Source organism: Pseudoalteromonas sp. HM-SA03, from assembly GCF_002289345.1.
Lineage (GTDB): Bacteria > Pseudomonadota > Gammaproteobacteria > Enterobacterales > Alteromonadaceae > Pseudoalteromonas.
In genome coordinates, this window is record NZ_NSDG01000077.1 from 49,760 (window position 1) to 72,838 (window position 23,079).

Below are 23,079 nucleotides of genomic sequence, written 5' to 3' on the forward strand. Positions count from 1 at the left end.
TCATGCAGTTAGCGTTTTAGTGAATATCAGCGAGTTGTTGTAATGGTGCGGAAAAATAATGCCCTTGGGCCCCTTTCACCCCAAGCCCTTTGATGCAACTCAATTCAGCAACGGTTTCAACCCCCACTGCATACACGGGAATACCCAAGCTTCTCGCTTGAGCGACTATTTGCTTTACTGTTCGTTTACGATACGCAGATTTTTCAATGCCGTGTACCAGCTCATAGCTGAGTTTGATAGCTTTTACCAACTCGGCAAGCGGTGAGCGCCCTAGCGTCAGAGCCTGCGTAACGTTATCCAAATAAATATCGCACCCAAGTCGATTCAACCTATCAAAAGCCGCTAATAACCGCTCTCCATGTTGATAGACCTCTTCTATGCTAAGTTCAAACCCAATTGCCGCCCCGCTATGAGACGCAATGAGCTGTCCCTCTAGCCAATCAATAAACTGGCTATCCACCCAGCTCGAGATGTGTAAGTTAATGCTTACCTTACCAAAACTCCTTTCCTGCTCATAAACAGACAACACCTGCTTCACTATCGCTCTATCTAGAAACTGAAATTGCTCTGGAGTATAAAGGTGTTGCATCACCTGCTTGGCCGAAATTCGCCCCATTTCTTTGTGAGTCACTCTTAGTAGCGCTTCGCTTACAATTACGTCTTCGGCTAAAAAGTCGAACAACGGCTGGAAGAATAAGGAAAACTGTCCGGCTTTCAAATAACTCAGCAAAGCTTCACCGTCTTCGTTAAGGCGTTTTGCCAATAACTCTGTGAGATGCACTAGATGAGTATGTTGCCACACTTGATTTTGCGCAATTGAGAGCGCTGATTTTGCGCTCTGATAAACCTGTGTTTGTTGTTTATTTTCCTGATAAAAGCAAGCGCCAAGCTTCACTTTGCTGCGAGATAAATCCCCCCGAAACTCTAACAGCACTCGATAAACGATTTCGTGCATTTGCTTTACCAAATCCATACCTTTAGTCGCCCCTATCTGCTTTACTGTCACGGCTAATGCCCCAGAAGCTAGATATTTAACAGCCACCGTCCCAAACTCTCCAACGCCTTTAACCAGCGCTAGCTGAAAATGTAACTGCAGATCAACTTCTTTAGGCGTGCTGCACTGCCAATGGATTAACGCAAATAATGCATACTGCCCTTCTGGAGCGGGGGCCGGTAAAGCCACAGGCTTCTGCGCATTTGAGATAGACTCTGCCTTGCCGTATAAAAACCACCATCGATGTACGAATAACACCAGCCCAATCGACAACAAATTGAAAAATATCAATATATATCCATGACTTATCCATATGGATTCATGGTACAAGGTAACAGTTTGGTCACTGACAACAAATTGATGTTCTTCTGCATTCGCCACTGGTAACAACGAAAAACCATACTTGGTAGCTATATCACTTACTCCCGTAGCAAAAGCTTCAGCTGATAGCTGAGAAATTTCAGCTGCGGCTTCTTCGCCTTGCGTGTGAACCTGAAGGTGCAATAAATGATTAAGAAGGAAATTTAGACACAACAACACCGCCAAACTTACCGCGACTAGCTTTTTTTGATACTGACGACTAAATCCATCTAACAGCTGAATTGGCATAATGTTTTTATTGGGTGGAAAGATAACTGAAGTGTTGTTCAAAATAGTGCAAAACTCAAGCGAGATGCGGCTTTTAATTGTACAGAAAGGATAAGCAACTGAGCCAAAACTAGAAATGCGTTAAGTTTATTAATCGTACAAGAGAGCAAGCTTTATCTAAACTTACCCTTCACTATTCTCTTAGAAATATTTATACCACTAAAAACAAAAACCCCAGCATGATGCTGGGGTTTTCTTAGATGCTACACCAGAAATTAGAACGGAATGTCATCATCAAAGTCAATTGGTGGCTCCATAGGATTTGAACTACCACCTGATTGACCATTGTTTTGGTTCTGTTGTGGTGCAAAGCCACCTTGAGACTGGCCACCGAATCCAGAAGACTGCTGAGAATTCTGTTGCGATTGCTGTGGTGCGAATCCACCTTGCTGTTGGTTTGACTGGCTTTGCTGTGGCTGCGAATATTGCTGCTGAGGCGCTTGATTATAGCTTTGCTGGCCATAATTATTTTGCTGCTGTTGACCACCTTGGTACTGGCCGCCACCTTGACCCTGCTGCTCGCCACGACCACCTAGCATTTGCATTTGGCCACCCATGTCCACCACGATTTCCGTTGTGTACTTTTCTTGGCCGCTTTGATCGGTCCACTTACGAGTCTGTAGACGACCTTCAATGTAAACCTGCGAGCCTTTTCTTAAATACTCACCCGCCACTTCCGCAAGTTTGCCAAACAACACCACACGGTGCCATTCTGTGCGCTCTTGCAATTGACCGGTGTTTTTATCTTTCCAGCTATCCGTAGTTGCAATGCTGATGTTAGCCACGCCGTTACCGTTTGGCATATAGCGAACTTCAGGATCTTGGCCCAGATTACCTACCAAAATTACTTTATTAACACCACGTGCCATGGCATTGTCTCCTCACACTATGACAAGCCCAGCACTTGCTTGGCTTGCTTCAAATCAAAAATTTTATCATCTACTTTTAGGTAGCTGCGATTTTCATCGCTTACTACCGTGGCCTCGAGTACCCCTGGTAATGAAACCAATTGGTCTGCCAATTCCGTCGCTTGTTGCTCATTTTCTACAGCAGAAACTAAGCTGATCGCTTTGCTCTTAGGTGGCACTTGCATACCCCATGCGATAACAAACCATATTACCCCAATAATAGCCGTTGCGGCAAATACCGTATCGACCGCAAAATTTTGCGCCAAAATACCACCCAAAGCACCGCCTATAAATGCACCTAGAAACTGACCAGATGAAAATACTCCCATCGCCGATCCCTTTTGGTTTGCTGGAGCGATGCGAGAAACCAACGCAGGCATAGTTGCTTCGAGAAAATTAAAGGCTATAAAATAGACCAGCATTGCACCTGCTATCACCCAGAGGGAATCTATAAAGCAATACAAAGTAACTGAGCTTACCACCAACATTGCAATAGACAGCAAGAATGCCTGCTTTTCTTTTTGTTTGCGGATCGCCACTATCATCATCGGTGCCATCAAAATGAAGGCGAGTAAAAATACCGGAATATAGAGTTGCCAGTGGCTATCTGCAGCAAGGCCGTCACGGATCAGCTGACCGGGCAAGGCTACAAAAATTGTAGTCAGCGTCAAATGTAATAGCAACACCCCAAGATCAAGCCTCAGTAGCTGCGGGTTTTGCACCAAACGACAAATATCTGCAAAGCTTGCAATTGTGTCGCCTTTTGGGGCTTTATTTACCGCATTTGGCACCATAAAAATAATGATAGCGATACCTACAATTGCCAATACCGCCGTCAGCCAGAAGATCCCAGCGATACCAAAAGACGCCGCAATCATTGGTCCTAATAACATGGCTACAGCAAAGCTCATACCAATACACATGCCAATGACCGCCATTACCTTCGGACGCTGCTCGTCACGGCTCAAATCCGCAGCAAGCGCAAGTAGAGCACTTGCAATCGCGCCCATTCCCTGCAGGGCTCTACCAAACGTCACCCAATAGATTGAATCCGCTAAGGCTGCAATAACAGACCCCAAGGCAAACACTAATAACCCACCTATAATGATTGGCTTACGACCGAACTTATCAGATAACCAACCCATAGGTATCTGCAATATAGCTTGAGTCAAACCATAAGCACCAATCGCCAAACCAATCCACAATGGTGAAACATCCTGTAAAGATTGGCCATAAATAGCCAACACAGGCATTAGCATGAACAAACCGAGCATGCGGAAAGCGAAAACACCAGCAAGAGAAATCGCGGCGCGCTTTTCTGTTGGGTTTAAAGAGTCATTAGACATAAGGCGGTATTCATCACTATCGAAAATCACGCGCAAGTTTAACAAACTCTTTTCTTAACTTACACTAGCGCGAACAGATCTTTGCAATGCGATTGTTACCATCATGAATTTGAGCGGCTCACTTCGAGAGAAAAAAGCGCTAGTTGACGCCGTACTTGGCCGTGATCTGATCTAATTTTCCGCTACGTTTTACCCGTTCAAATGCTTGACTCAAACGCTGCAAACGCTCGCTCGTAGTGCGTGCCTTGCTAAAGGCAAAATATACTGGATTTTCGTTAATAACCAACGGACTAATCGCAAACTTTTCAAAATCAGGGTTATTTTTACTCTGATACAGGATGTTGAATTTTTCTTCTAAAAATCCTGCGATCCGTCCTTTTTTGAGCAAATTCAATTTTACCTGATTGTCGGGTACATAAATAAATTGCGTTTCATTTTCAGTACGACGCTCGAGGCGAGCTGTGAACGCCTCACCGTAATAAGCATTACGCTGAATAGCGATGGGCTTTGACAGATGGAATAGCGACTCAAGTGAGTCAAGCTGATAAGGCTCTCCTGAGCTCATTGCAAAAACAATGGTTTCCATTCGTTGAGGACCAATAAAATACGCAAACTGTTCACGTATTGGTGTTTTTGTAACGCTCAAAATAAGATCGATATCACCTTCCTCTAATAGCTTCAGCGCCCGACCCCAAGGAATACTTACGAAACGATAACTACACCCAGCTTCATCTAACAAGGCTTTTGCAAAATCAACGTCCATACCATGCCAAACAAGGTCGTCATTTAACTTAGACTGCGCAGCATAATTCTCAAACCGCACCACCAGCTCACAAGCGAAGACGTTTTGGCAAAGCAGCGTCAAAAGCAATAAAAGTCGATACAAAATCAATATCCCAAGTTGATCGGTCTAATAAGTTTAGTTCGTTTAGCAGAGATAACTTAATTTTGTATTCGGGATGCGGTAATCTGTCACTTCACATCATGCTTTGGCTGATCCAAGTTTCAATTTAGTGGATTAGTATCGCGTACTCAGTACAGCGCACGAAAAAACACAAGGGTCGTATGGATAAAATAGAAGTTAGGGGTGCCCGCACCCACAATTTAAAAGACATTTCACTCACTATTCCAAGAGACAAGTTGATAGTGATCACGGGTCTTTCTGGCTCAGGGAAGTCGTCTTTAGCATTTGACACCTTGTACGCAGAAGGCCAGCGTCGTTATGTTGAGTCTTTATCTGCGTACGCGAGGCAATTTTTATCGCTGATGGAAAAACCAGATGTGGATCACATTGAGGGCTTGTCTCCCGCGATTTCCATTGAACAGAAGTCGACTTCTCATAACCCACGCTCAACCGTGGGAACCATTACCGAAATATACGACTATTTAAGATTACTCTTTGCCCGAGTGGGTGAACCAAGATGCCCTACGCATGATTTACCGTTAGCCGCACAAACTATCAGCCAAATGGTTGATACTGTATTGGCGCTACCTGAGGGTAGCAAACTCATGCTACTTGCACCGGTGGTGAAAAACCGTAAAGGTGAGCACGTAAAACTGTTAGAAGAGCTTGCGAGCCAAGGTTTTATTCGTGCGCGTATTGATGGCGAGGTATGCGATCTCTCAGATCCACCGACGCTAGAGTTACAGAAAAAACATACCATAGAAGTCGTGGTGGATCGTTTTAAAGTCAAAGCAGGACTTGAGCAACGGTTAGCCGAATCTTTTGAAACCGCGCTTGATTTGGCTGATGGCATTGCGCAAATCGCCTATATGGATGATAGCGACGCAGACGAACTGATCTTTTCGGCCAACTTTGCCTGTCCAACTTGTGGCTATGCCATGAGCGAACTTGAACCACGATTGTTTTCTTTCAATAACCCAGCAGGTGCGTGCCAAAGCTGTGATGGTTTAGGGGTAATGCAGTATTTTGATCCCAAACGTGTGGTGCAAAACCCAGAACTAAGCTTGTCTGGCGGTGCAATCAAAGGATGGGATAAACGCAGTTTTTACTATTTTCAGATGCTAAGCTCGGTTGCCGAGCAATATGGATTTGATTTAGAAACGCCATTTCAGGATCTGCCGAGTAAATTTCAAAAAGTGGTTTTAGAAGGCTCAGGCAAAACTAAAATCGCGTTTAAGTATCGTAATGACAGAGGCGATCTTATCACCCGCAATCACGAGTTCGAAGGCGTGTTAAACAACATGAATCGCCGTTATCGGGAAACGGAGTCCAGTTCAGTAAGAGAAGAGCTCACCAAATATCAAACCAGCCAAGCGTGCCCAAGTTGCCATGGCTCACGACTGCGCGAAGAAGCTCGCCATGTGTTTATCGGCTCGACCAACCTGCCAACTGTAACAACGATGAGTATCGGCGAAGCCAGTCAATTTTTTATCGACTTAGCACTCACAGGCCAAAAAGCACAAATTGCGGACAAAATACTCAAAGAGATCCGCGACCGTTTATCTTTCTTGATCAATGTTGGCCTAAACTATCTCTCTTTGGAGCGTAGCGCTGATACTTTATCTGGCGGTGAAGCTCAGCGGATCCGTCTTGCAAGCCAAATTGGTGCCGGCCTCGTGGGGGTAATGTACGTATTGGATGAGCCTTCAATTGGTCTACATCAGCGCGATAACGACCGTTTACTTAAAACACTCACGCACTTAAGAGATCTTGGCAACACCGTGATTGTGGTAGAGCACGACGAAGATGCCATTCGTGCAGCCGATCACATCATAGATATCGGTCCAGGCGCTGGCGTACACGGCGGCTATGTCGTCGCTGAGGGAACTCGCGATGAGATAATGCAAAGTAAAGACTCATTAACGGGTCAATATCTCAGTGGCGAAAAACGCATTGAAGTTCCAGCACAACGTCATCAATGTGATGACAAGTGGCTTGAGCTGAAAGGCGCGACGGGCAACAATCTAAAAAGTGTCGATTTAAAAGTGCCTGTAGGTCTCATGACCTGCGTAACTGGGGTATCTGGTTCGGGTAAATCTACCCTCATTAATGACACCCTATTCAAACTTGCTCATCAGGAATTAAACGGTGCAACAACGCAAGAAGCTGCACCGTATGAGTCAATTCATGGGCTAGATCACTTCGATAAAGTTATCGATATTGATCAAAGCCCAATCGGCCGCACACCACGTTCGAACCCAGCAACTTATACCGGGATCTTTACCGCTATCCGCGAATTATTTGCAGGAACACAAGAATCGCGTTCACGCGGTTATAAGGTTGGCCGCTTTAGTTTTAATGTTAAAGGGGGTCGCTGTGAGGCCTGTCAAGGCGATGGAGTTATCAAGGTAGAGATGCACTTCCTGCCGGATGTCTATGTTCCTTGTGATGTCTGTACTGGTAAGCGCTATAACCGTGAAACACTGGAAGTACTGTATAAAGGTAAAAATATCCACGAAGTGTTGGAAATGACAGTTGAGGACGCCCGAGAATTTTTTGATAAGATTCCCGCAATCAATCGCAAACTACAAACTTTAATGGACGTTGGCCTCTCCTACATTCGTTTAGGGCAAGCCGCCACGACTTTGTCCGGTGGTGAAGCACAGCGTGTTAAGCTCGCTCGTGAACTATCAAAACGAGATACCGGCAAAACACTCTACATTCTCGATGAGCCAACCACAGGTCTGCACTTCCATGATATTCAGCAGCTACTCGCGGTGTTACATCGTCTACGCGATCATGGTAATACGGTGCTGGTTATCGAGCATAACCTGGATGTCATCAAAACCGCGGACTGGATTGTGGACTTAGGCCCAGAGGGAGGAGCAGGAGGTGGTCAAATACTCGTCTCAGGTACACCTGAAACGGTGGCTGACTTTGCGGCTTCGCATACGGGTAAGTACCTTAAGCCCTTATTGTCTTAATTTCTAAAAGTCTCTATTATTGGTGCATAATAATTACAAATTCACTTATTATGCACCAACTTCTCGCGCCAAAAAACTTAACCGCATACCTAGCAAGGCTGCGCTTTTCCATCGGCCAATTTTGGCAAAGCCTAACACTGGCTCAACGCTATTATTTAGTCAGTTTTATCATTTTTATGTTCAGCTTGAGTGAAACTGAAGATGATAATTTCACCGCTTTTTTGATCTTAATAACCACAGTAACGGCGCTATGTTATGAATTCTGGCCAAGGATCATGACCTTTTGGGAAAGTGTGCCAGGCAAAGCACTAATACTATTATTTTACGCCTTTATTGCTAACTTTGTGTTAGTGCAAGCTGATGGCCGTATCAATGATTTAACTGGGGTCAGCACAGATAATTTCCCTTACACACATAATTTGAGTGTGTTGCTGTCGTTACCTACTTGGTTTTTTATTACCAGCACCTTCTTGTTAGTTCTCGCGCAACTCTTTATGACATGCTATGTCGTTGTACTTTTCCTACTTAAACCATTACGAATAAAGCCTTTTTGGCATCAGAATCACTATCGTTATCCGGCAACAACAGCAATCATCAGGTTGATCATGTGCTTTGTTTTATTGGCTTTCTTGGTGCTTGGCATCGCTAAATCAGGTGCTTCAACCGCATTTACTGAGTTTTCTTCTGATTTCAAAATAGATGAGGACGGAATTTCTTTCCATGCCAACGCGAAAGAATCACGCTCAGCAGACTCCGAAGAAAAAAACGAAGGAGCATCGGAAACTCAACCACAAGTGGCCGACATGAGTGGTGATACTCCACAACAAGATGAAGTGCAGTCCACCACAGATGAGCCGGAGTCGTTAACGGTATCTATTAATAACGATCCCAATCCAGATTTGCATGAGCAAGGCAAAAACTATAACGATGTGCTTAACCAAATATTAGCTTACTTTATCTTTCGCTTTGAATCTGACGGAAACTCACGTTGCGAGCACAGCGAAGGCAGTAATATTGTTGAATTAAACGATTATGAGATCTTGGAGATCATGCCGGATAACACCGCAGAATATGGTTTCACTTATACAGTAAAACCTTGTATTTCAGCGGCAATTGGTCATCAGTTTAAACCGCAGAAACCATAAAAGTACCTAGCGCATCGTGCTCTTGCTGACTCAGCGGTTGAGATTGCTTAACCGCAAAGTCATATCGCACCATAATAGTTTTACCTTCAGCACAGCACTCTCCATGCTGCCAAGCCTGCTGCAAAATGACAAATGAGCTGTTGCCAATATGTTCAACAGCCGTTTTTATTTCGACTTCCTGACCATAAAACAGCTCCCCTTTAAAGGTGACTTCGACTTTGGCAACAATCAATTTCCACTCTTTTGGATTTAAATCTGGTGTAAATATTTTGAAAATAGGTGTGCGCGCGGCTTCAAACCACACTGGGAGTACGGTATTGTTGATATGTCCAAGCACGTCTGTATCACAAAAACGCGGCATAAGCTTTTCAGACAGCATAATAACTCCAATAAAAACTAGGGAAAAACATGAGTGATTTTATTCGCGTTTACGATAACGCACTCAGTTCAGACTTTTGCGATGAATTCGTAAAGACCTTCGATCAAAGCCCACATTTAAAACAGGGGACTACGTCTGGTGGTGTCGACTTGAGTAAAAAAGTCAGTCACGACCTTTATTTAAATTCCTACCCTGACTATGCCAAACAGTTACAGCACATTCAACAAGTTACGGCAAAGCACTTATTTGAATACCTTGAAGAACATTTCTTTATGATCATCGGTGCATTTGGACTTAAAGTGTATCACCCCAAAACTGGTGGGCCTGTCGACCTCACTGTGGATAACTTTGAAGAAGTCGGCAAGCCACAACTCCCGGTCCTTGCTCAGCAGCTGTTTCGCTTGGGTGCTATCCAAGCTCAACGTTATCAGATAAATAAAGGCGGCTATCCCTATTGGCATAGCGAAGTCTACCCTCAACATGACCATAATGAAGCTTTACACCGAGTGCTGTTATTTATGTTCTACCTTAACGATGTCAAGGAAGGTGGCGAGACTGAGTTTTATTATCAGCAGCGTAAAATTGCCCCAGTAAAAGGCTCTATGGTGATAGCACCAGGGTATTTTACACATACACATAGAGGCAACATTCCAGTTTCTAATGATAAGTATATACTCACTTCATGGGTGTTATTTAATAGAGCAGAGCAACTCTATGGAACGCCCAAATAAGCTATCTCTATAATTCAGGGGCTGTTGAACTCAAGCATGTAAGATCAATAGCCCCCACAGAACTTATTTAACCTGAGGCTTGGATAAGGAATGGGCTAACTCACTGTTTTTTTTAATCACCTTAAACTATCTTCTTATCTAGCCAGAGAGTTTTGGGGATAACTCCGCTCTCGCGTCCTGCTACCGCCCAGGTACCTACATCCTTGTAGGCAAGGCGAATTCACTTCCAATAGCTGGCTATTGGAAGTGAATTCAACGCAGTTAGCGCTAAAACTGGCTGCTAGAAAGGCATTAATTATCCGCAGCTCAGGTTATTTAGCTTTGGTAAATTCAGCCCACTCTACCAGCATTGGTAAAAAGTCTTCATAGCCACACACCGCCATCATACCCGACTCATCTAAAGCCAGTGCGTCTTCTTGGTACTGCGCTATGTCATCACTTTCATGAAACAGAGCGTGGCTTTCAAATAATGCTTCTTGCGGCGTGAATGTGGCGCGGATCTCTTTACCAGCCAACACAAGCTCTTCTTTTTGATTTGGCAGGTTTTCAAGCTGTGTCAGCAGACTGACAATATGCTCATGTGCAAGCTCCTCACTCAGCCACCGACCTATCAACGCGTGCTCGTCATTTAAGCGAGCTCGAAACCCAGACAGTGGGTCACGAATAAACTGGTATTCCATCTTTACTTCTTAACTAAATCACCTTGTTTTATTATACCTAAGTAGCGTCCGCTAAGCATTCATTGATAGAATTACCTTTTAACCACTCGATTGTTGGTCAACGCATGTCGCCTGTTGAGATCTTATTTCCTCTCATTTTTATCGTTATTTCTGGGTTTTTGAGTGCAAAGATAGGCTTTATTGCCATCAATCAGCTTGATGGCTTGCGTACTTTTATCTTTAATTTATGTATTCCTGTGCTGTTATTTAGCAGTATGCTGCAAGCAGATCTGGAAAGCCTCGCGGCGGGCTCATTGTTATTATCCTTTTATCTTCCAGTCGCTCTGACTTATGTAAGCTTATACCTATTTCTTTTCAAGGCACAACATCGTTCAAAAGCAGACAGCGCAGCATTGGCATTAAGTGGCACCTACTCTAATACCGTGTTAGTCGGATTACCGATTATCTTAATGGCACTCGGTGAGCAAGCCGCTGCCATGGTATTTATGATTATTACATTCCATAGTGCGATGCTGTTTTTTATGACATTTTTACTGGCAGCAAGACACAAAAATAAGGTGGATATTGTGAAACCCCTGCTGTTAAACCCAATAGTGATAAGTATTACGAGTGGTTTGATATTAAACGTTGCTGGGTTAAAACTACCAAGCTTAATACTTGAAAGCTTTAGTTGGTTGGCAAAACCCTCCATTCCAGGGGCGCTATTTATTCTGGGTGCAAGCTTGGTACAGTATGGCGTGCGGGGAAAGTTACAGGGGGCAATATGGCTAAGTGCAGTAAAACTGATACTACTACCGGGATTGGTTTATCTCTTTGCTACTTATTTAGGGTTGGCAGCTCAACAAGTTCAGGTGGTGACTTTAATGAGTGCCTCTCCTTTAGGCGTTAATGCCTATCTTGTTGCTAGACAGCTTGACAGCCAACAAGCAACGCTTGCGGCTACCGTTGTGCTGTCTACTGTGCTGAGTATGATCAGCCTGACTGGTTGGTTATACTTTTTGGTATAACCGTTAATACCTAGGCGGCGTATACTTAGCAGCATCAATAATAGCCCACAAATGGAAAACGGCTGCAATCACAGGTGGAACCAATAAAAACCACAGTGCATACCCACCTACAACAACAATTGCGAAGACTAAAGCCGCCAATATACGACCTTGAACCAACTGACCAAGGCCAGGGAAAAAGACGTTACAAATCGCTGCAATTACATTACCACCAGAACCTTGTCCAGACATAGTTACCTCTCTTAGTTACTTAAAGTCTTTCTTTTTAATATATCAGATTTCATGCCAACCCTAACACTTTGATTTTAAAGAAAACCAATGAAACTCATTATTTTCTGTTCACTATAAGTTAGCCTAAACCACTAACTTTTAGCTTAAAGTTTAGCTATATTATGATGCGTAACTCAATCACTTTGATTTACATAAAATAATAATGAAAACAGGATGTCTTATGCTTGGCAAGTTTACCACCCCGCTAACAAAATTAGTCGACAAGTATCTACCCGATCCATTTGTGATTGTACTTTTACTCACTTTTTTGGTGATGGTGCTCGCTACATTGTTTACTCCAGCAACGCCTGTCATGGTGCTTGAGGCATGGGGTAATGGCTTTTGGAAGCTGCTGACTTTTGCGATGCAAATGTTGTTAGTTTTATTATGTGGTCACATGCTTGCTGTTACCCCTCCAATAGCGAAAGCGCTAGATCGTATCGCAGGCCTAGCTAAAACTCCTTCTCAAGCAATTATACTCACCACCTTTGTTGCGATGAGCGCCAGCTGGATAAATTGGGGGTTTGGCTTAGTAGTCGGGGCTTTGTTCGCAAAGGCCATCGCTCGAAAAGTGAAAGTTGATTATCGCCTGTTAGTGGCTAGTGCTTACTCTGGTTTTGTTGTTTGGCACGCAGGCCTATCAGGTTCAGTCCCCCTGACTATCGCAACTCCGGGGCACTTTAGTGAAAAGAGCATCGGTATTGTTACCACTTCAGAGACAATCTTTGCACCATTTAACCTGCTCATCGTACTCAGTATTTTTATCGTTTTACCACTTATAAATAAATTGATGCTTCCCAAAGATGATGACGCAATTATTGTTGATAAAGAAAAGCTCATTGAACAAAGTAATGATATCAGTACCCACAATACTCCGGCTGCAAAATTAGAAAATGCCTCATGGCTTGGCATGTTAGGAGGAGCAATCGGTCTTAGCTACTTGGGCTTTTACTTTATATTTAATGCAGGCACATTGACATTGAATATCGTCATAGCCCTGTTTTTGTTCTTAGCCATGCTGCTACACAAGACCCCTGCTAATATTCTCAATAGTCTACAACAAGCAATTCAAGGTGGTGCCGGTATCGTGATCCAGTTTCCTTTTTATGCTGGGATCATGGCTATGATGGTCGAAACTGGACTAGCGCAACAAATATCTCAAGGATTTGTTTCTATTAGCAGTCAATGGACATTACCGCTGTGGAGCTTTTTAAGTGCAGGCCTTGTAAATATATTCGTGCCTTCAGGCGGCGGTCAGTGGGCGGTACAAGCACCAATTATTATTCCCGCAGCAGAAGCGCTTAATGCAGACATAGCCAGGGTCGCGATGGCAGTTGCATGGGGTGATGCTTGGACTAACCTGATCCAGCCATTTTGGGCACTCCCAGTACTTGCAATTGCAGGTCTTAAAGCCAAAGATATTATGGGATTTTGCCTGATACAATTGCTGGTAACGGGTGTAATTATCGCAACTTTATTGTTGCTCCCCCTGTAAGAAGGTGCGTAATGCACCTTCTTACACAGATTAACTTGATAAAATTTTCATTGGTAAGCTTAGGATTGGATTCTCTGAATCAGCAAAATGCATCATTACCGCAACATGACCTGTAATAACAACTATATACATAATGGCGCTGACCACTTGCCCATATCGGTCAAGGGGTAATAAGTGACTATAATTACGGCCACGCCACTCAATCAGGATTTCAAAACTACCAATCAAAATGAATATTATCAGTAGGATTAAGCCAAAGGTGTAACTTATCCAAAGGCCGAATAATACCCCAGCCATACACGCCAATAACCCCACCCAAGAACGCATTGAAAAGCTTATGCTTTTTAGAACATGCCCGCCATCTAGCGGCAAAATGGGTAGTAAATTGAATAAGTTCAACAGTGCACTTAATACTGCAACACCAGCAAAGATTTCCATCTCTGTCACGTAATACAACACCACTCCAAGGATTGAGGTTATCAAACCAAATGCCGGTCCCATCAACGAAATAACTACATCTTGCCAGCGGGTCGTGATCTTATCGTCACTTACAGCCAGACCACCAACGAAAGGGATCAAATAGATACCTTTTGTTTTAATCCCAAAATAGCGCATAGCCCGAACGTGACCATATTCATGAACAACTAAGCAAGCTACAAGCATAAGTGCAAACTGCCAAGAAAATAGCCATGCGTACCCTGCCACGGATGCACCAGCCAACGCGGCTTTAACCACCTTTGCACTTTTAAATAACTTTAAGCCCAATGCTGCCAAACCAAATAAGCTGCGTTTTTCTTTAGGTGTTTCAGTGCTCACTTCGAGCCACTGAAGCTCAGATCCATTTACAGCAATCCCAAGTAACCCCTGAGGTAACTGCTCTGTATTTACCGCCAGTGCTTGTCCATCAATGGTCGCTAAAATGCCATTATGTTGCTCTTCAAAGGTAATTGCTTGCTGCTCGACAAAAAGCTGTACTACTTGTTGTTGGTTAAAAAAGATAGATACCGCTTTGTCCGCCAGCGAAAGCTCTACTCTATTCATATTCAGATCCAAAGGTCATTTAGGGCATTATCGCTAAAAGCGGCCGCTTCATAAAGAACTGCCGAAACCTGAATTAGAAAAATGCAGGTAAAGTGTCATTATTGCGCTTCAAATTGAGTAAAAATCACCTTTTAAAGCATTTTGAGATTTGAGCACTTTAAATTATTTGTACTAGACTTTAAGGAGGTAAGATATACGAAGGAATTGTTAATGTCATTAGCAAAACATCGGATAATGGTAGTAGATGATTCACCCGCAATCCTAGTCGTAATGCAAGCCATTATGACTGAGCTTGGCATTGAGCATGTCACAACCAGCTCAAGCGCGGTGAATGCTGTAGAAAAAATACGGCAAACTCCTCATCAATTCGACGCCATTTTTACAGATCTCAATATGCCCGAAATGGATGGTATGGAGTTTATTCGCCAACTTGGAGAGCTAAGGTTTTCTGGCGGTATTATTATTATTTCCGAAATGGACGAGAAGATTATTGATCTGGCAACCAATCTTGCCAGACAGTCTAATGCACATCTTATCGGCAATATTTCTAAGCCAGTACAATTAGTTGATGTCGAACGCATGCTCAAAAAAATGGAGACGTATACCATTGTTAAACGTAGCCACATTGAAAAAGTGACCGAAAGCGATCTTTTGCACGCCATTAGCCACAACGAAATTACGCCTTACTATCAGCCAAAGGTTCACCGTGGTGACAAAAAGATTAAAAGTGTCGAAGTGCTTGCCCGTATTGTGTCTAAAAATACCGAGCAGGTCATTTTACCGGACCATTTCATTGGCGTGGCCGAAGATACCGACCTAATCAATATCATTACTTTCCAGCTTTTTGAGAAGGCGACAGATGAGTTTAAAGCAATCAAATCGGAACTCAATTACCCGATTAAACTGGCTTTTAATTTATCACCTGTGCAATTAAATGATTTAAGCTGCCCAGATAAATTGGCACTTATTTTAGAAATAAACCGTTTAAAGCCTAGTGATATCATTTTAGAAATTACTGAAAACCAACCAATGAATCAGTCCATCCAATTGGAAACAATGAACCGTTTACGGATCCGCGGATTTGATATTTCGTTAGACGATTTTGGTACTGGGTTTACCAATATTCAGCAGTTAAAGTCTTTGCCATTTACTGAGATAAAAATCGACCGCTCTTTGATAACCCATGTGGAATCAGATCGCTTTTCACAGGTACTTATCGACAGCTTAATCGACATCGCACAAAATCAACAGTTAGACATAGTAGCTGAAGGTATAGAGCGGATTGAAGAGCTACAATACCTTGACCGCTACAAGCATAGCCTGTTAATGCAGGGCTTTTTAATCAGTAAACCTAAACCACTAACAGACCTAGTCGGGTGGATACACTCTTGGCAGCGTATGATTAATTCGAACCCTTAACCTCTGGAGAGGCAGTTTCCTCTCCGTGACTTTGCGTTTCAGACACTTCTTCAGCTTCGTCAATATCTTCAATCAAATTATCATGATTATCAACTCGCTCTCGCCACTTTTGCTTAGCAGCAGCTTGCATGTTGGTGGTTTGCTCTCGCTCATCAACAATATCCATTCCCATTAATGATTCAAGCAAATCCTCTAATGTCACTATACCTTGTACATCGCCATATTCATCAATAACAAGCGCAATGTGTAGACGCTTTGCCAGTAACGCTTTGAATAGCTCTGGCGCAGCTAGCGTTTCCGGTACGGTGTAAAGAGGTCGTGATAGCTTACCTATTTTATAGTCTTCTCCAAGTCGATGATAAGCAAGCATAATATCATTCTTGTGTACAAAGCCGATGATGTCATCTGTATTTTTATCAAATACCAACACCCGAGAAAAAGCAACTGAGCCATGCTCAGACAAATACTCATGTACTGTCATATCTTTATGCACCTTAAACAGTACTGTTCTTGGTGTCATGATGCTTTCGAGTTTAGCATGACGAAAACGTAATAAACTACGAATGGTTTCAGTCTCGTCCTGATGCAGTGCACCTGCTTCAGAGCCAATCTCCGCCATCGCTTCGATTTCTTGACGAATATAGTGGGCCTCATCGTCTTTACAACCAATCACTTTTGTTAGTTGATCCGACATCCACACAAATGGCTTCAATATTCGAACTAACCATACCAACACACCTGAAACAATCGGCGTTAATCCGCGCCAATAAGTCGCCCCTAAGGTCTTCGGAATAATTTCGGATAGTACCAAAACCAGTAATGTCATCACTGCCGAGGCAATACCGACAGCTGCATCTGAAAATACCACAGCGGCTTGCGCGCCAACCCCTGCTGCACCGGCAGTATGCGCAACGGTATTTAACGTTAGAATGGCTGATAAAGGCTGATCAATATTGTCTTTAAGGCGCTGAACTCGCGATGCTAATGCATCATTGTCTTGCTTTAAGATCCCTATATGGCTTGGCGTAATACTAAGTAGCACTGCTTCCATCACCGAACAGATAAAAGAGATAGCTATTGCCAAAAACATGTAGGTTAATAATAAAACCAAGTAAACTCTCCTCTTAATTCAACGCTAAGTGTTTGCTTAACCACATACGTTTTGTGTTGCTCATCAACACAGACTAATAAATTTAGGACGTCTATCGCAGCAATACAACCGGTTCAAAATACTATGATATAGTTTTATCATATAATTACCTACAATAGGCGCAAACAAATGAAATTACGTACAGCTGTCACTCTACTATTTACGGCAGTCTCAGCACAACTTTCAGCAAGCCCATTAGACGAATCAAAAATACAATTTTTGGGTCCCATCGCAGGCGAATCAACAATAAAGCCAGCGGATACAGCTCATCGTGATGCAATTATTGAAAACCTGCTACCATCATTACAACAAGACGCCAAACAGGTAACGCTATTCAATAATAAAAGCAAATGGCAACCACTGAATAAAATATCTCAATTAACAATACCTGGACTGCAGGCTCTGAAGTTTAATTTCATTACTGAACGTTTTGTCTCAGGTAAACTCAAGCTTGAAGGCATCGAGAAAGCCAAAATATTTCTAAATGGAGAGCCTGTCTCCGGTGTTAAAGAAGTTCAGCTTGATGTGGTCAAAGGCGATCATCAAATCCTTATTATCGCTGAGCAGGTAAATGACTGGAATAAGGTTGATCTCAGCTTTGAAGGCAAAACTGCGCATGACGTTATCACACTGACAGAAAAACAAACCAAAGCGCTGTCTGCAAAGCAGTTGTTTGATGCTCCAACGGTGAGTGCTATCTCACTTGCACCTAACGGCGAATATTATATCTCTACCATCCGCCACTACGATGATGAAAAGGGCAACTCAGCTATTACCGAAACAGCTTTATACAATGAAGATGGTGACATGCTTTATAGCTTCGATAGCATGAGTGCAAATAGCTTTGCGTGGCGAGATGACAGCAGCAAGCTCACCTACTTAAAAGATAATAAAGCTTACGTCCTTGATGTAAAAACCTTTAAACGTACTCAAGTTGCTACTAAGCTCAATGGCGCTAATAGTATCGAGTTTTTTGATAATGAGACACTTATTTTTGCGTGGACCAACAGTGGTAAAGAAGAAGGCAAACTGACTAAACATTATCAAGGATTAGAAGATAGATGGTCATATGCTCGCACTCAATCTCAAATATTCTTACTCGATATCAAAAGTGGGCTACTTAACCCTGTAACCGTTGGCACACAAAGCCACAACTTGGCTGACTTTGACGCACAAGCAAACACGATTTTAGCGACTCGTAATGAGCAAGACTATACGCAACCACCCCATATGTTGACAGAGTTAGTAGAAATCGAGCTATCAAACAATCAGCAACGTGTCATTGGTCAATATCGTACATTTAATGGCGCTCAATACACTAAAAATGGTATTTATGTAACAGCAGGTCCTGATTTTGCGGAAGGCGCGGGGCGCAACTTACCTGAAGGTATGCTCGCGAATAACTATGATGGCCAACTTTATTGGATAGATCGCAAAGGCCACAATGTAAAAGCACTGAGTAAAAACTTTGACCCAGCCATAGGCAGCTTCACCGTACTCAATAATGGCGATGTGGTACTGAAAGCGACTGACCAAGATCGTCAACAGCTTTTCCTCTTTGACGAAAGTAAGTCTACTTTCAAACGCTTAAACACTGGGCTGGATGTTGTCGCGAACTATTCAGTGTCTAGTGAGCGTAATCCAGAGATCTTGTTCACGGGAACTACCGCATCAACTCCACAACAGTTAAAAATCATGTCAACCTCAGATAAGCGAGCTGATACGCTCTGGGACTCAACAAATATCGCATACCAGAACGCGGAAATTGCCGATCTAGAAGAGTTTAATTTTACTAATACTGAAGGCGTAGAGATTAAGGGGCGAGTCTATCTACCATACGATTTAGATAAAGCTAAAAAATACCCAGCACTCGTTTATTACTACGGCGGTACTTCTCCAGTGACTCGTGGCTTTACAGGACGTTATCCATTTAACTTATGGGCAGCAAAAGGCTATGTTGTTTATGTCTTGCAACCAACCGGTGCGACAGGTTTTGGTCAAAAATTCTCAGCAGAGCACGTTAATGCTTGGGGTGAACACACCGCTAACGATATCATCATGGGTACCAAAGAGTTTGTGAAAGCCTACCCTTTCGTTGATGACAAACGTTTAGGTAATTTAGGTGCTTCTTACGGTGGCTTTATGACGATGCTGCTGACAACAAAAACTGATTTGTTCTCAGCTTCTATCTCACATGCTGGCATTTCTAATATTACCTCATACTGGGGTCAAGGCTGGTGGGGTTATTTGTATTCTGGCGAGGCCTCAAAAGGAAGTTTCCCCTGGAACAATCCAACGCTTTACTCACAGCATAGCCCGGTATTTAATGCGGACAAAGTAACAACACCATTGCTGTTAATTCACGGTGATGCGGACACCAATGTGCCTCCAGGTGAAAGTCACAATATGTATACTGCATTGAAGATCCTTGGCCAAGATGTTGAATTGGTCGAATACAAAGGCGCAGATCATCAAATTTTTGCTCGTGACCAGCGCTTCCATTGGTGGAACACCATGCTTGCCTATTTCGACAAACATTTAAAGCAAGAGCCACAATGGTGGGAATATCTATACGGTAAATAATCAATGCTAGGCGGCACGGTGTGCCGCCTTTTTGTTTATGGAAGCAGCAATCAAACACATCATTGTATATAATTTAATAATAAAGCTCGGTTTCCCCTTGATCGAACTTGGTTGTCAGGTTAACGTGCTTGGTACAGAGTTGTAAGAATTCGTTTCATGCACTTCCAAGCAGCGATCTCTCAGTGTTATATTAACGACAATTAAACAACAATTAACAGCGAAAACATGAGCATAAAGGTTTTATTAGTTGAAGATGATGAACTCTTAGCAAAGCGGCTGTGTAGTCACTTTGAAAATACCGAGTTCAGTATCACTGTAGACAATACGGGTGCTACTGCGCTTGAGCTTATTCAAACTCAAACCCAAAACCCATTTGCACTTGCTATTGTTGATGTTGTTTTACCCGCCACTGATGGCCTACGACTCGCGAAAGAAATTAATACCTTATCAGATCTCGGAGTGATCATGCTTTCTAGTCGAGACTCTCAAGCCGATAGAATCGCAGGTCTTGCGCAAGGTGCTGATGACTATGTCTGTAAGCCTGTTGATACGCTTGAGCTTGAACTGCGTATGCGTGCCTTATACAAACGTTTAGTTGGTAATAAAGACGATGAATCGGAAGAGTTTATTGAATATGCAGACTTTAAACTACATCCTGATAATCGTACTCTAATCAATCAACACGGCATTGAATCTCGACTTACCGAAGCAGAGCATAAAGTGTTGATTTGTCTTATTTCCAATGCTGGAAGAGCAACATCGAGAGAGCGCATTTCAGAAGACATTGGGCAACCGGATTGGAGCCCAAGTGACAGAACGGTTGATGTGTTAGTTGGCCGACTACGCAAAAAACTCGGCGATGAAAAAGAGCAAAAACGCATTGTTACGGTTCGTGGTAAAGGTTATATGTTGTCAGCTTAACCTCTACCAATAACACATTCCCTATCTATTGAAATGCCGCCGTTAGCTAATACTGTGTTAACTGACCTAACAGCCTCTCCAGCGCGCGATAACTAAGCGCTTCCTTTAAATGTGACAAGCTAATATTTGGTGCAGAGCTCAGATCCGCTATGGTACGCGCAACTTTGATTATTCGATGATATGAACGTGGTGATAACTTTAATTTTTCTGCCGCCTTTGCTAGAAATAAACGTTCAGCATCAGCAAGATAGCAGATATAATTTAGCTCTTTTACACTCAGTTGGTCGTTACATTTTCCCTGACGTGCTAAAGCTGTTTTATAGGCCTGCTCCACCCTAGCTCTTATTGTTGCACTAGACTCTCCATCATGCTGTGACTGTAGTTCTTCTGTTTTTAGACGAGGTAATTCTACCTGTAGATCTATTCGGTCTAAAAATGGACCTGAAATCTTAGCCAAATAGCGCAATACTTGATCTGGAGACGCTCTTTTGTCAGTGTGACAACCAGTAGGACTGGGATTTAATGCTGCGATCAGTTGAAAGTTTGCAGGGTAATCAACTTGCCGAGCTGCGCGCGAAATCGTTACCATGCCCGTTTCCATCGGCTCACGTAATGAATCCAGTACCTTCCTATCAAATTCTGGTAACTCGTCCAAAAATAGAACGCCATTATTTGACAATGATATCTCCCCGGGTTTAGGGTTTGACGAGCCCCCAACCAAGGCTACCGCAGAGCAAGTATGATGTGGAGCTCTAAAAGGTCTTGTTTTCCAGTTTGATTGGCTGATGGTTTTTCCCAGTATGGAATAGATAGAAGCCGTTTCTAACGCCTGATTATCTGTCATTTGTGGCATTATAGTGGGTAGACGTTGAGCAAGCATCGATTTCCCAGTACCAGGAGGGCCAAGAAATAAAACGTTATGTCCACCTGCTGCAGCTATTTCTAGCACTCGCTTTGCTCCCTCTTGCCCTTTTACCTCAGCCATATCCAGCAAACTACTCCCTGAAGCTTGTATATTTAAATCATCCGGGTAGAGTTGATTGAACATAAGTGATTGCTGGCCACTTAGACCTAACCATGCTGTACGCAAACAGCTTATAGCAACACGATTGGCATCAGCAGCAAGGCTCGCAACTGCATCGTTACCAATTGGCAGGTAAGCTGTTCGCCCCTCCTCCGCTGCTGCAATAACAGATGGCAAAATGGCAGTGACCGTCCTAAGCTCACCGTTTAGCGCAAGCTCACCATAGAACTCTTTATCAGAAATAGCATGGCTATCTAACTGTCCTGATGCAACGAGAACACCGAGTGCGATTGCAAAGTCAAAGCGGCCCCCATCTTTGGGTAGATCTGCTGGTGCTAAGTTTACTGTGATACGCTGTTCTGGAAATAAAAAGCCAGCATTCACAAGTGCACTACGGACGCGTTCTTTGGCTTCTTTAACTGAAGTTTCGGGTAATCCAACAATACTAAAGGCAGGTAAACCATTGCTAAGGTGCACCTCAACAATTACCTCCGGTGCGGTAATACCAACTTGTGCTCGAGTGAAAACTCTTGCTAAAGACATCCATGTCCCCTGCTTACTTAATATTTATAGTTAAATACGTGTAACACCAAGTGGTATCGCATAGCCGCTAATCTTAATAACAAGGTTGCTGCCATGGACAATACCATTACGTATTCAGTTGCCATGCCCAATTTAATTGCTTGAGTATAGACTACCCCACCAAAAATGCAGGTGATCGCGTATAACTCTCCTTTTAAAAGAAGGGGGATTTCGCGAGCCAACACGTCTCTGATGACCCCACCAAAACACCCAGTCAATACCCCCATGATCACAGCTGTAGTATCAGGCATTCCAATACTTAAAGCCTTTTGTACTCCCATTACAGCGAAAAAAGCAAGCCCAATGGCATCGGCAACCTGCAGTACAGTTCTTGGAATATTTTGATGTCGATTTAGCCACCATATACTCACAGCGACAGCAAATAAAATAGCGTAAATATAGCTAGTATCATGAAGCCAAAAAACAGGTTGATCTAAAATCAAGTCTCGTAATGTTCCCCCTCCGATACCAGTTACAGTCGCAAGGACAATCACACCAAAGCCATCCATATGTTTACTATGCGCAATTAAGGTTCCCGAAATTGCAAAAACCATGACGCCCAAAAGATCAAACCAATGATAGAGTTCTGACATTTCGTAATTAGTTGTGAAACAAAAGCAAAATCATAACGAAGATCTCACACAAAAGGTAGTGGGATCGCTGATATTTTCAGCTCACAATGTGTGGAGTAAAAGTGACTTTATGAAATATTTAGGATGAATGCTTGCGGATAAACCGTCTACCATGTTGCACTATGATTATACTGTGGTGGGAGCGAGTCTATGGTAGGAGCGAGTTTATACCAAATTGATTAAATTTATGATCTAATATCAAAATCTAATATCCATCGATGTGATAATGATTTTGC

The 23,079-nt window shown here is 43.0% G+C and carries 19 protein-coding genes; 8 read left to right on the top strand and 11 right to left on the bottom strand.

Going from position 1 to position 23,079, the window contains the following annotated elements; genetic code table 11:
* Window positions 1-16: 16 nt before the first annotated feature.
* From CKO50_RS15595 to CKO50_RS15610, 4 genes are all read right to left on the bottom strand, one after another.
* A complete protein-coding gene (locus tag CKO50_RS15595) occupies window positions 17-1,603 on the bottom strand; it encodes an EAL domain-containing protein (RefSeq protein ID WP_095728897.1) in 1,587 nt (528 codons plus the stop codon).
* A gap of 254 nt (window positions 1,604-1,857) precedes the next feature.
* A complete protein-coding gene (gene ssb / locus CKO50_RS15600) occupies window positions 1,858-2,511 on the bottom strand; it encodes a single-stranded DNA-binding protein (RefSeq protein WP_010376633.1) in 654 nt (217 codons plus the stop codon).
* A gap of 17 nt (window positions 2,512-2,528) precedes the next feature.
* Window positions 2,529-3,896 (bottom strand): MFS transporter, encoded by a 1,368-nt coding sequence (locus tag CKO50_RS15605; protein WP_095728914.1) that lies wholly within the window; start codon window positions 3,894-3,896, stop codon window positions 2,529-2,531.
* Between the two features lie 139 nt (window positions 3,897-4,035).
* Complete coding sequence (locus CKO50_RS15610; RefSeq protein WP_095728898.1) at window positions 4,036-4,782, bottom strand: ABC transporter substrate-binding protein; 747 nt, start codon at window positions 4,780-4,782, stop codon at window positions 4,036-4,038.
* A 179-nt stretch (window positions 4,783-4,961) separates the two neighbouring features.
* Here CKO50_RS15610 and uvrA point away from each other — a divergent pair, with 179 nt between their 5' ends.
* On the top strand, window positions 4,962-7,784 hold the full coding sequence (uvrA, locus tag CKO50_RS15615) for an excinuclease ABC subunit UvrA (RefSeq protein ID WP_095728899.1): 2,823 nt from the start codon (window positions 4,962-4,964) through the stop codon (window positions 7,782-7,784).
* 50 nt (window positions 7,785-7,834) lie between these two features.
* A complete protein-coding gene (locus CKO50_RS15620; protein WP_095728900.1) occupies window positions 7,835-8,929 on the top strand; it encodes a hypothetical protein in 1,095 nt (364 codons plus the stop codon).
* Here the strand turns inward: CKO50_RS15620 and CKO50_RS15625 are convergent.
* Entirely contained in the window at window positions 8,910-9,308 is a 399-nt protein-coding gene (locus tag CKO50_RS15625) for a thioesterase family protein (RefSeq protein WP_095728901.1), read from the bottom strand. The two genes, CKO50_RS15620 and CKO50_RS15625, sit on opposite strands and share 20 nt — an antisense overlap.
* Window positions 9,309-9,337: 29 nt before the next feature.
* Here CKO50_RS15625 and CKO50_RS15630 point away from each other — a divergent pair, with 29 nt between their 5' ends.
* On the top strand, window positions 9,338-10,039 hold the full coding sequence (locus CKO50_RS15630; protein WP_095728902.1) for a 2OG-Fe(II) oxygenase: 702 nt from the start codon (window positions 9,338-9,340) through the stop codon (window positions 10,037-10,039).
* Window positions 10,040-10,350: 311 nt separating this feature from the next.
* Here CKO50_RS15630 and CKO50_RS15635 read toward each other — a convergent pair whose 3' ends face one another.
* On the bottom strand, window positions 10,351-10,719 hold the full coding sequence (locus CKO50_RS15635) for a YacL family protein (protein WP_095728903.1): 369 nt from the start codon (window positions 10,717-10,719) through the stop codon (window positions 10,351-10,353).
* 62 nt (window positions 10,720-10,781) lie between these two features.
* Here CKO50_RS15635 and CKO50_RS15640 point away from each other — a divergent pair, with 62 nt between their 5' ends.
* Entirely contained in the window at window positions 10,782-11,726 is a 945-nt protein-coding gene (locus CKO50_RS15640; protein WP_255230038.1) for an AEC family transporter, read from the top strand.
* Window positions 11,727-11,729: 3 nt separating this feature from the next.
* On the opposite strand, the gene CKO50_RS15645 is transcribed toward CKO50_RS15640, so the two are convergent.
* Window positions 11,730-11,957 (bottom strand): hypothetical protein, encoded by a 228-nt coding sequence (locus CKO50_RS15645; protein ID WP_095728905.1) that lies wholly within the window; start codon window positions 11,955-11,957, stop codon window positions 11,730-11,732.
* A gap of 220 nt (window positions 11,958-12,177) precedes the next feature.
* On the opposite strand from CKO50_RS15645, the gene CKO50_RS15650 reads away from it, so the two are divergent.
* Window positions 12,178-13,491 (top strand): short-chain fatty acid transporter, encoded by a 1,314-nt coding sequence (locus CKO50_RS15650; RefSeq protein ID WP_095728906.1) that lies wholly within the window; start codon window positions 12,178-12,180, stop codon window positions 13,489-13,491.
* A 30-nt stretch (window positions 13,492-13,521) separates the two neighbouring features.
* Here the strand turns inward: CKO50_RS15650 and CKO50_RS15655 are convergent, their stop codons facing one another.
* Entirely contained in the window at window positions 13,522-14,532 is a 1,011-nt protein-coding gene (locus CKO50_RS15655; protein WP_095728907.1) for a metalloprotease, read from the bottom strand.
* Window positions 14,533-14,742: 210 nt separating this feature from the next.
* Between CKO50_RS15655 and CKO50_RS15660 the strand changes: the two genes are divergently transcribed.
* Window positions 14,743-15,951 carry an EAL domain-containing protein gene (locus CKO50_RS15660; RefSeq protein ID WP_095728908.1) on the top strand — a complete coding sequence of 403 codons (1,209 nt, stop codon included), beginning with the start codon at window positions 14,743-14,745 and terminating at the stop codon, window positions 15,949-15,951.
* Here CKO50_RS15660 and CKO50_RS15665 read toward each other — a convergent pair.
* Entirely contained in the window at window positions 15,935-17,062 is a 1,128-nt protein-coding gene (locus tag CKO50_RS15665; protein WP_176474685.1) for a hemolysin family protein, read from the bottom strand. The two genes, CKO50_RS15660 and CKO50_RS15665, sit on opposite strands and share 17 nt — an antisense overlap.
* 168 nt (window positions 17,063-17,230) lie before the next feature.
* Here CKO50_RS15665 and CKO50_RS15670 point away from each other — a divergent pair, with 168 nt between their 5' ends.
* Window positions 17,231-19,684 (top strand): S9 family peptidase, encoded by a 2,454-nt coding sequence (locus CKO50_RS15670; protein WP_095728910.1) that lies wholly within the window; start codon window positions 17,231-17,233, stop codon window positions 19,682-19,684.
* 225 nt (window positions 19,685-19,909) lie between these two features.
* On the top strand, window positions 19,910-20,605 hold the full coding sequence (locus tag CKO50_RS15675) for a response regulator transcription factor (RefSeq protein ID WP_095728911.1): 696 nt from the start codon (window positions 19,910-19,912) through the stop codon (window positions 20,603-20,605).
* Between the two features lie 46 nt (window positions 20,606-20,651).
* Here CKO50_RS15675 and CKO50_RS15680 read toward each other — a convergent pair whose 3' ends face one another.
* Together CKO50_RS15680 and CKO50_RS15685 are read right to left on the bottom strand one after the other, a co-directional pair.
* Window positions 20,652-22,172: a YifB family Mg chelatase-like AAA ATPase gene (locus CKO50_RS15680; protein WP_095728912.1), complete on the bottom strand. Its 1,521-nt coding sequence runs from the start codon at window positions 22,170-22,172 to the stop codon at window positions 20,652-20,654.
* Window positions 22,173-22,189: 17 nt separating this feature from the next.
* Complete coding sequence (locus CKO50_RS15685; RefSeq protein WP_039492969.1) at window positions 22,190-22,804, bottom strand: trimeric intracellular cation channel family protein; 615 nt, start codon at window positions 22,802-22,804, stop codon at window positions 22,190-22,192.
* Window positions 22,805-23,079 lie beyond the last annotated feature (275 nt).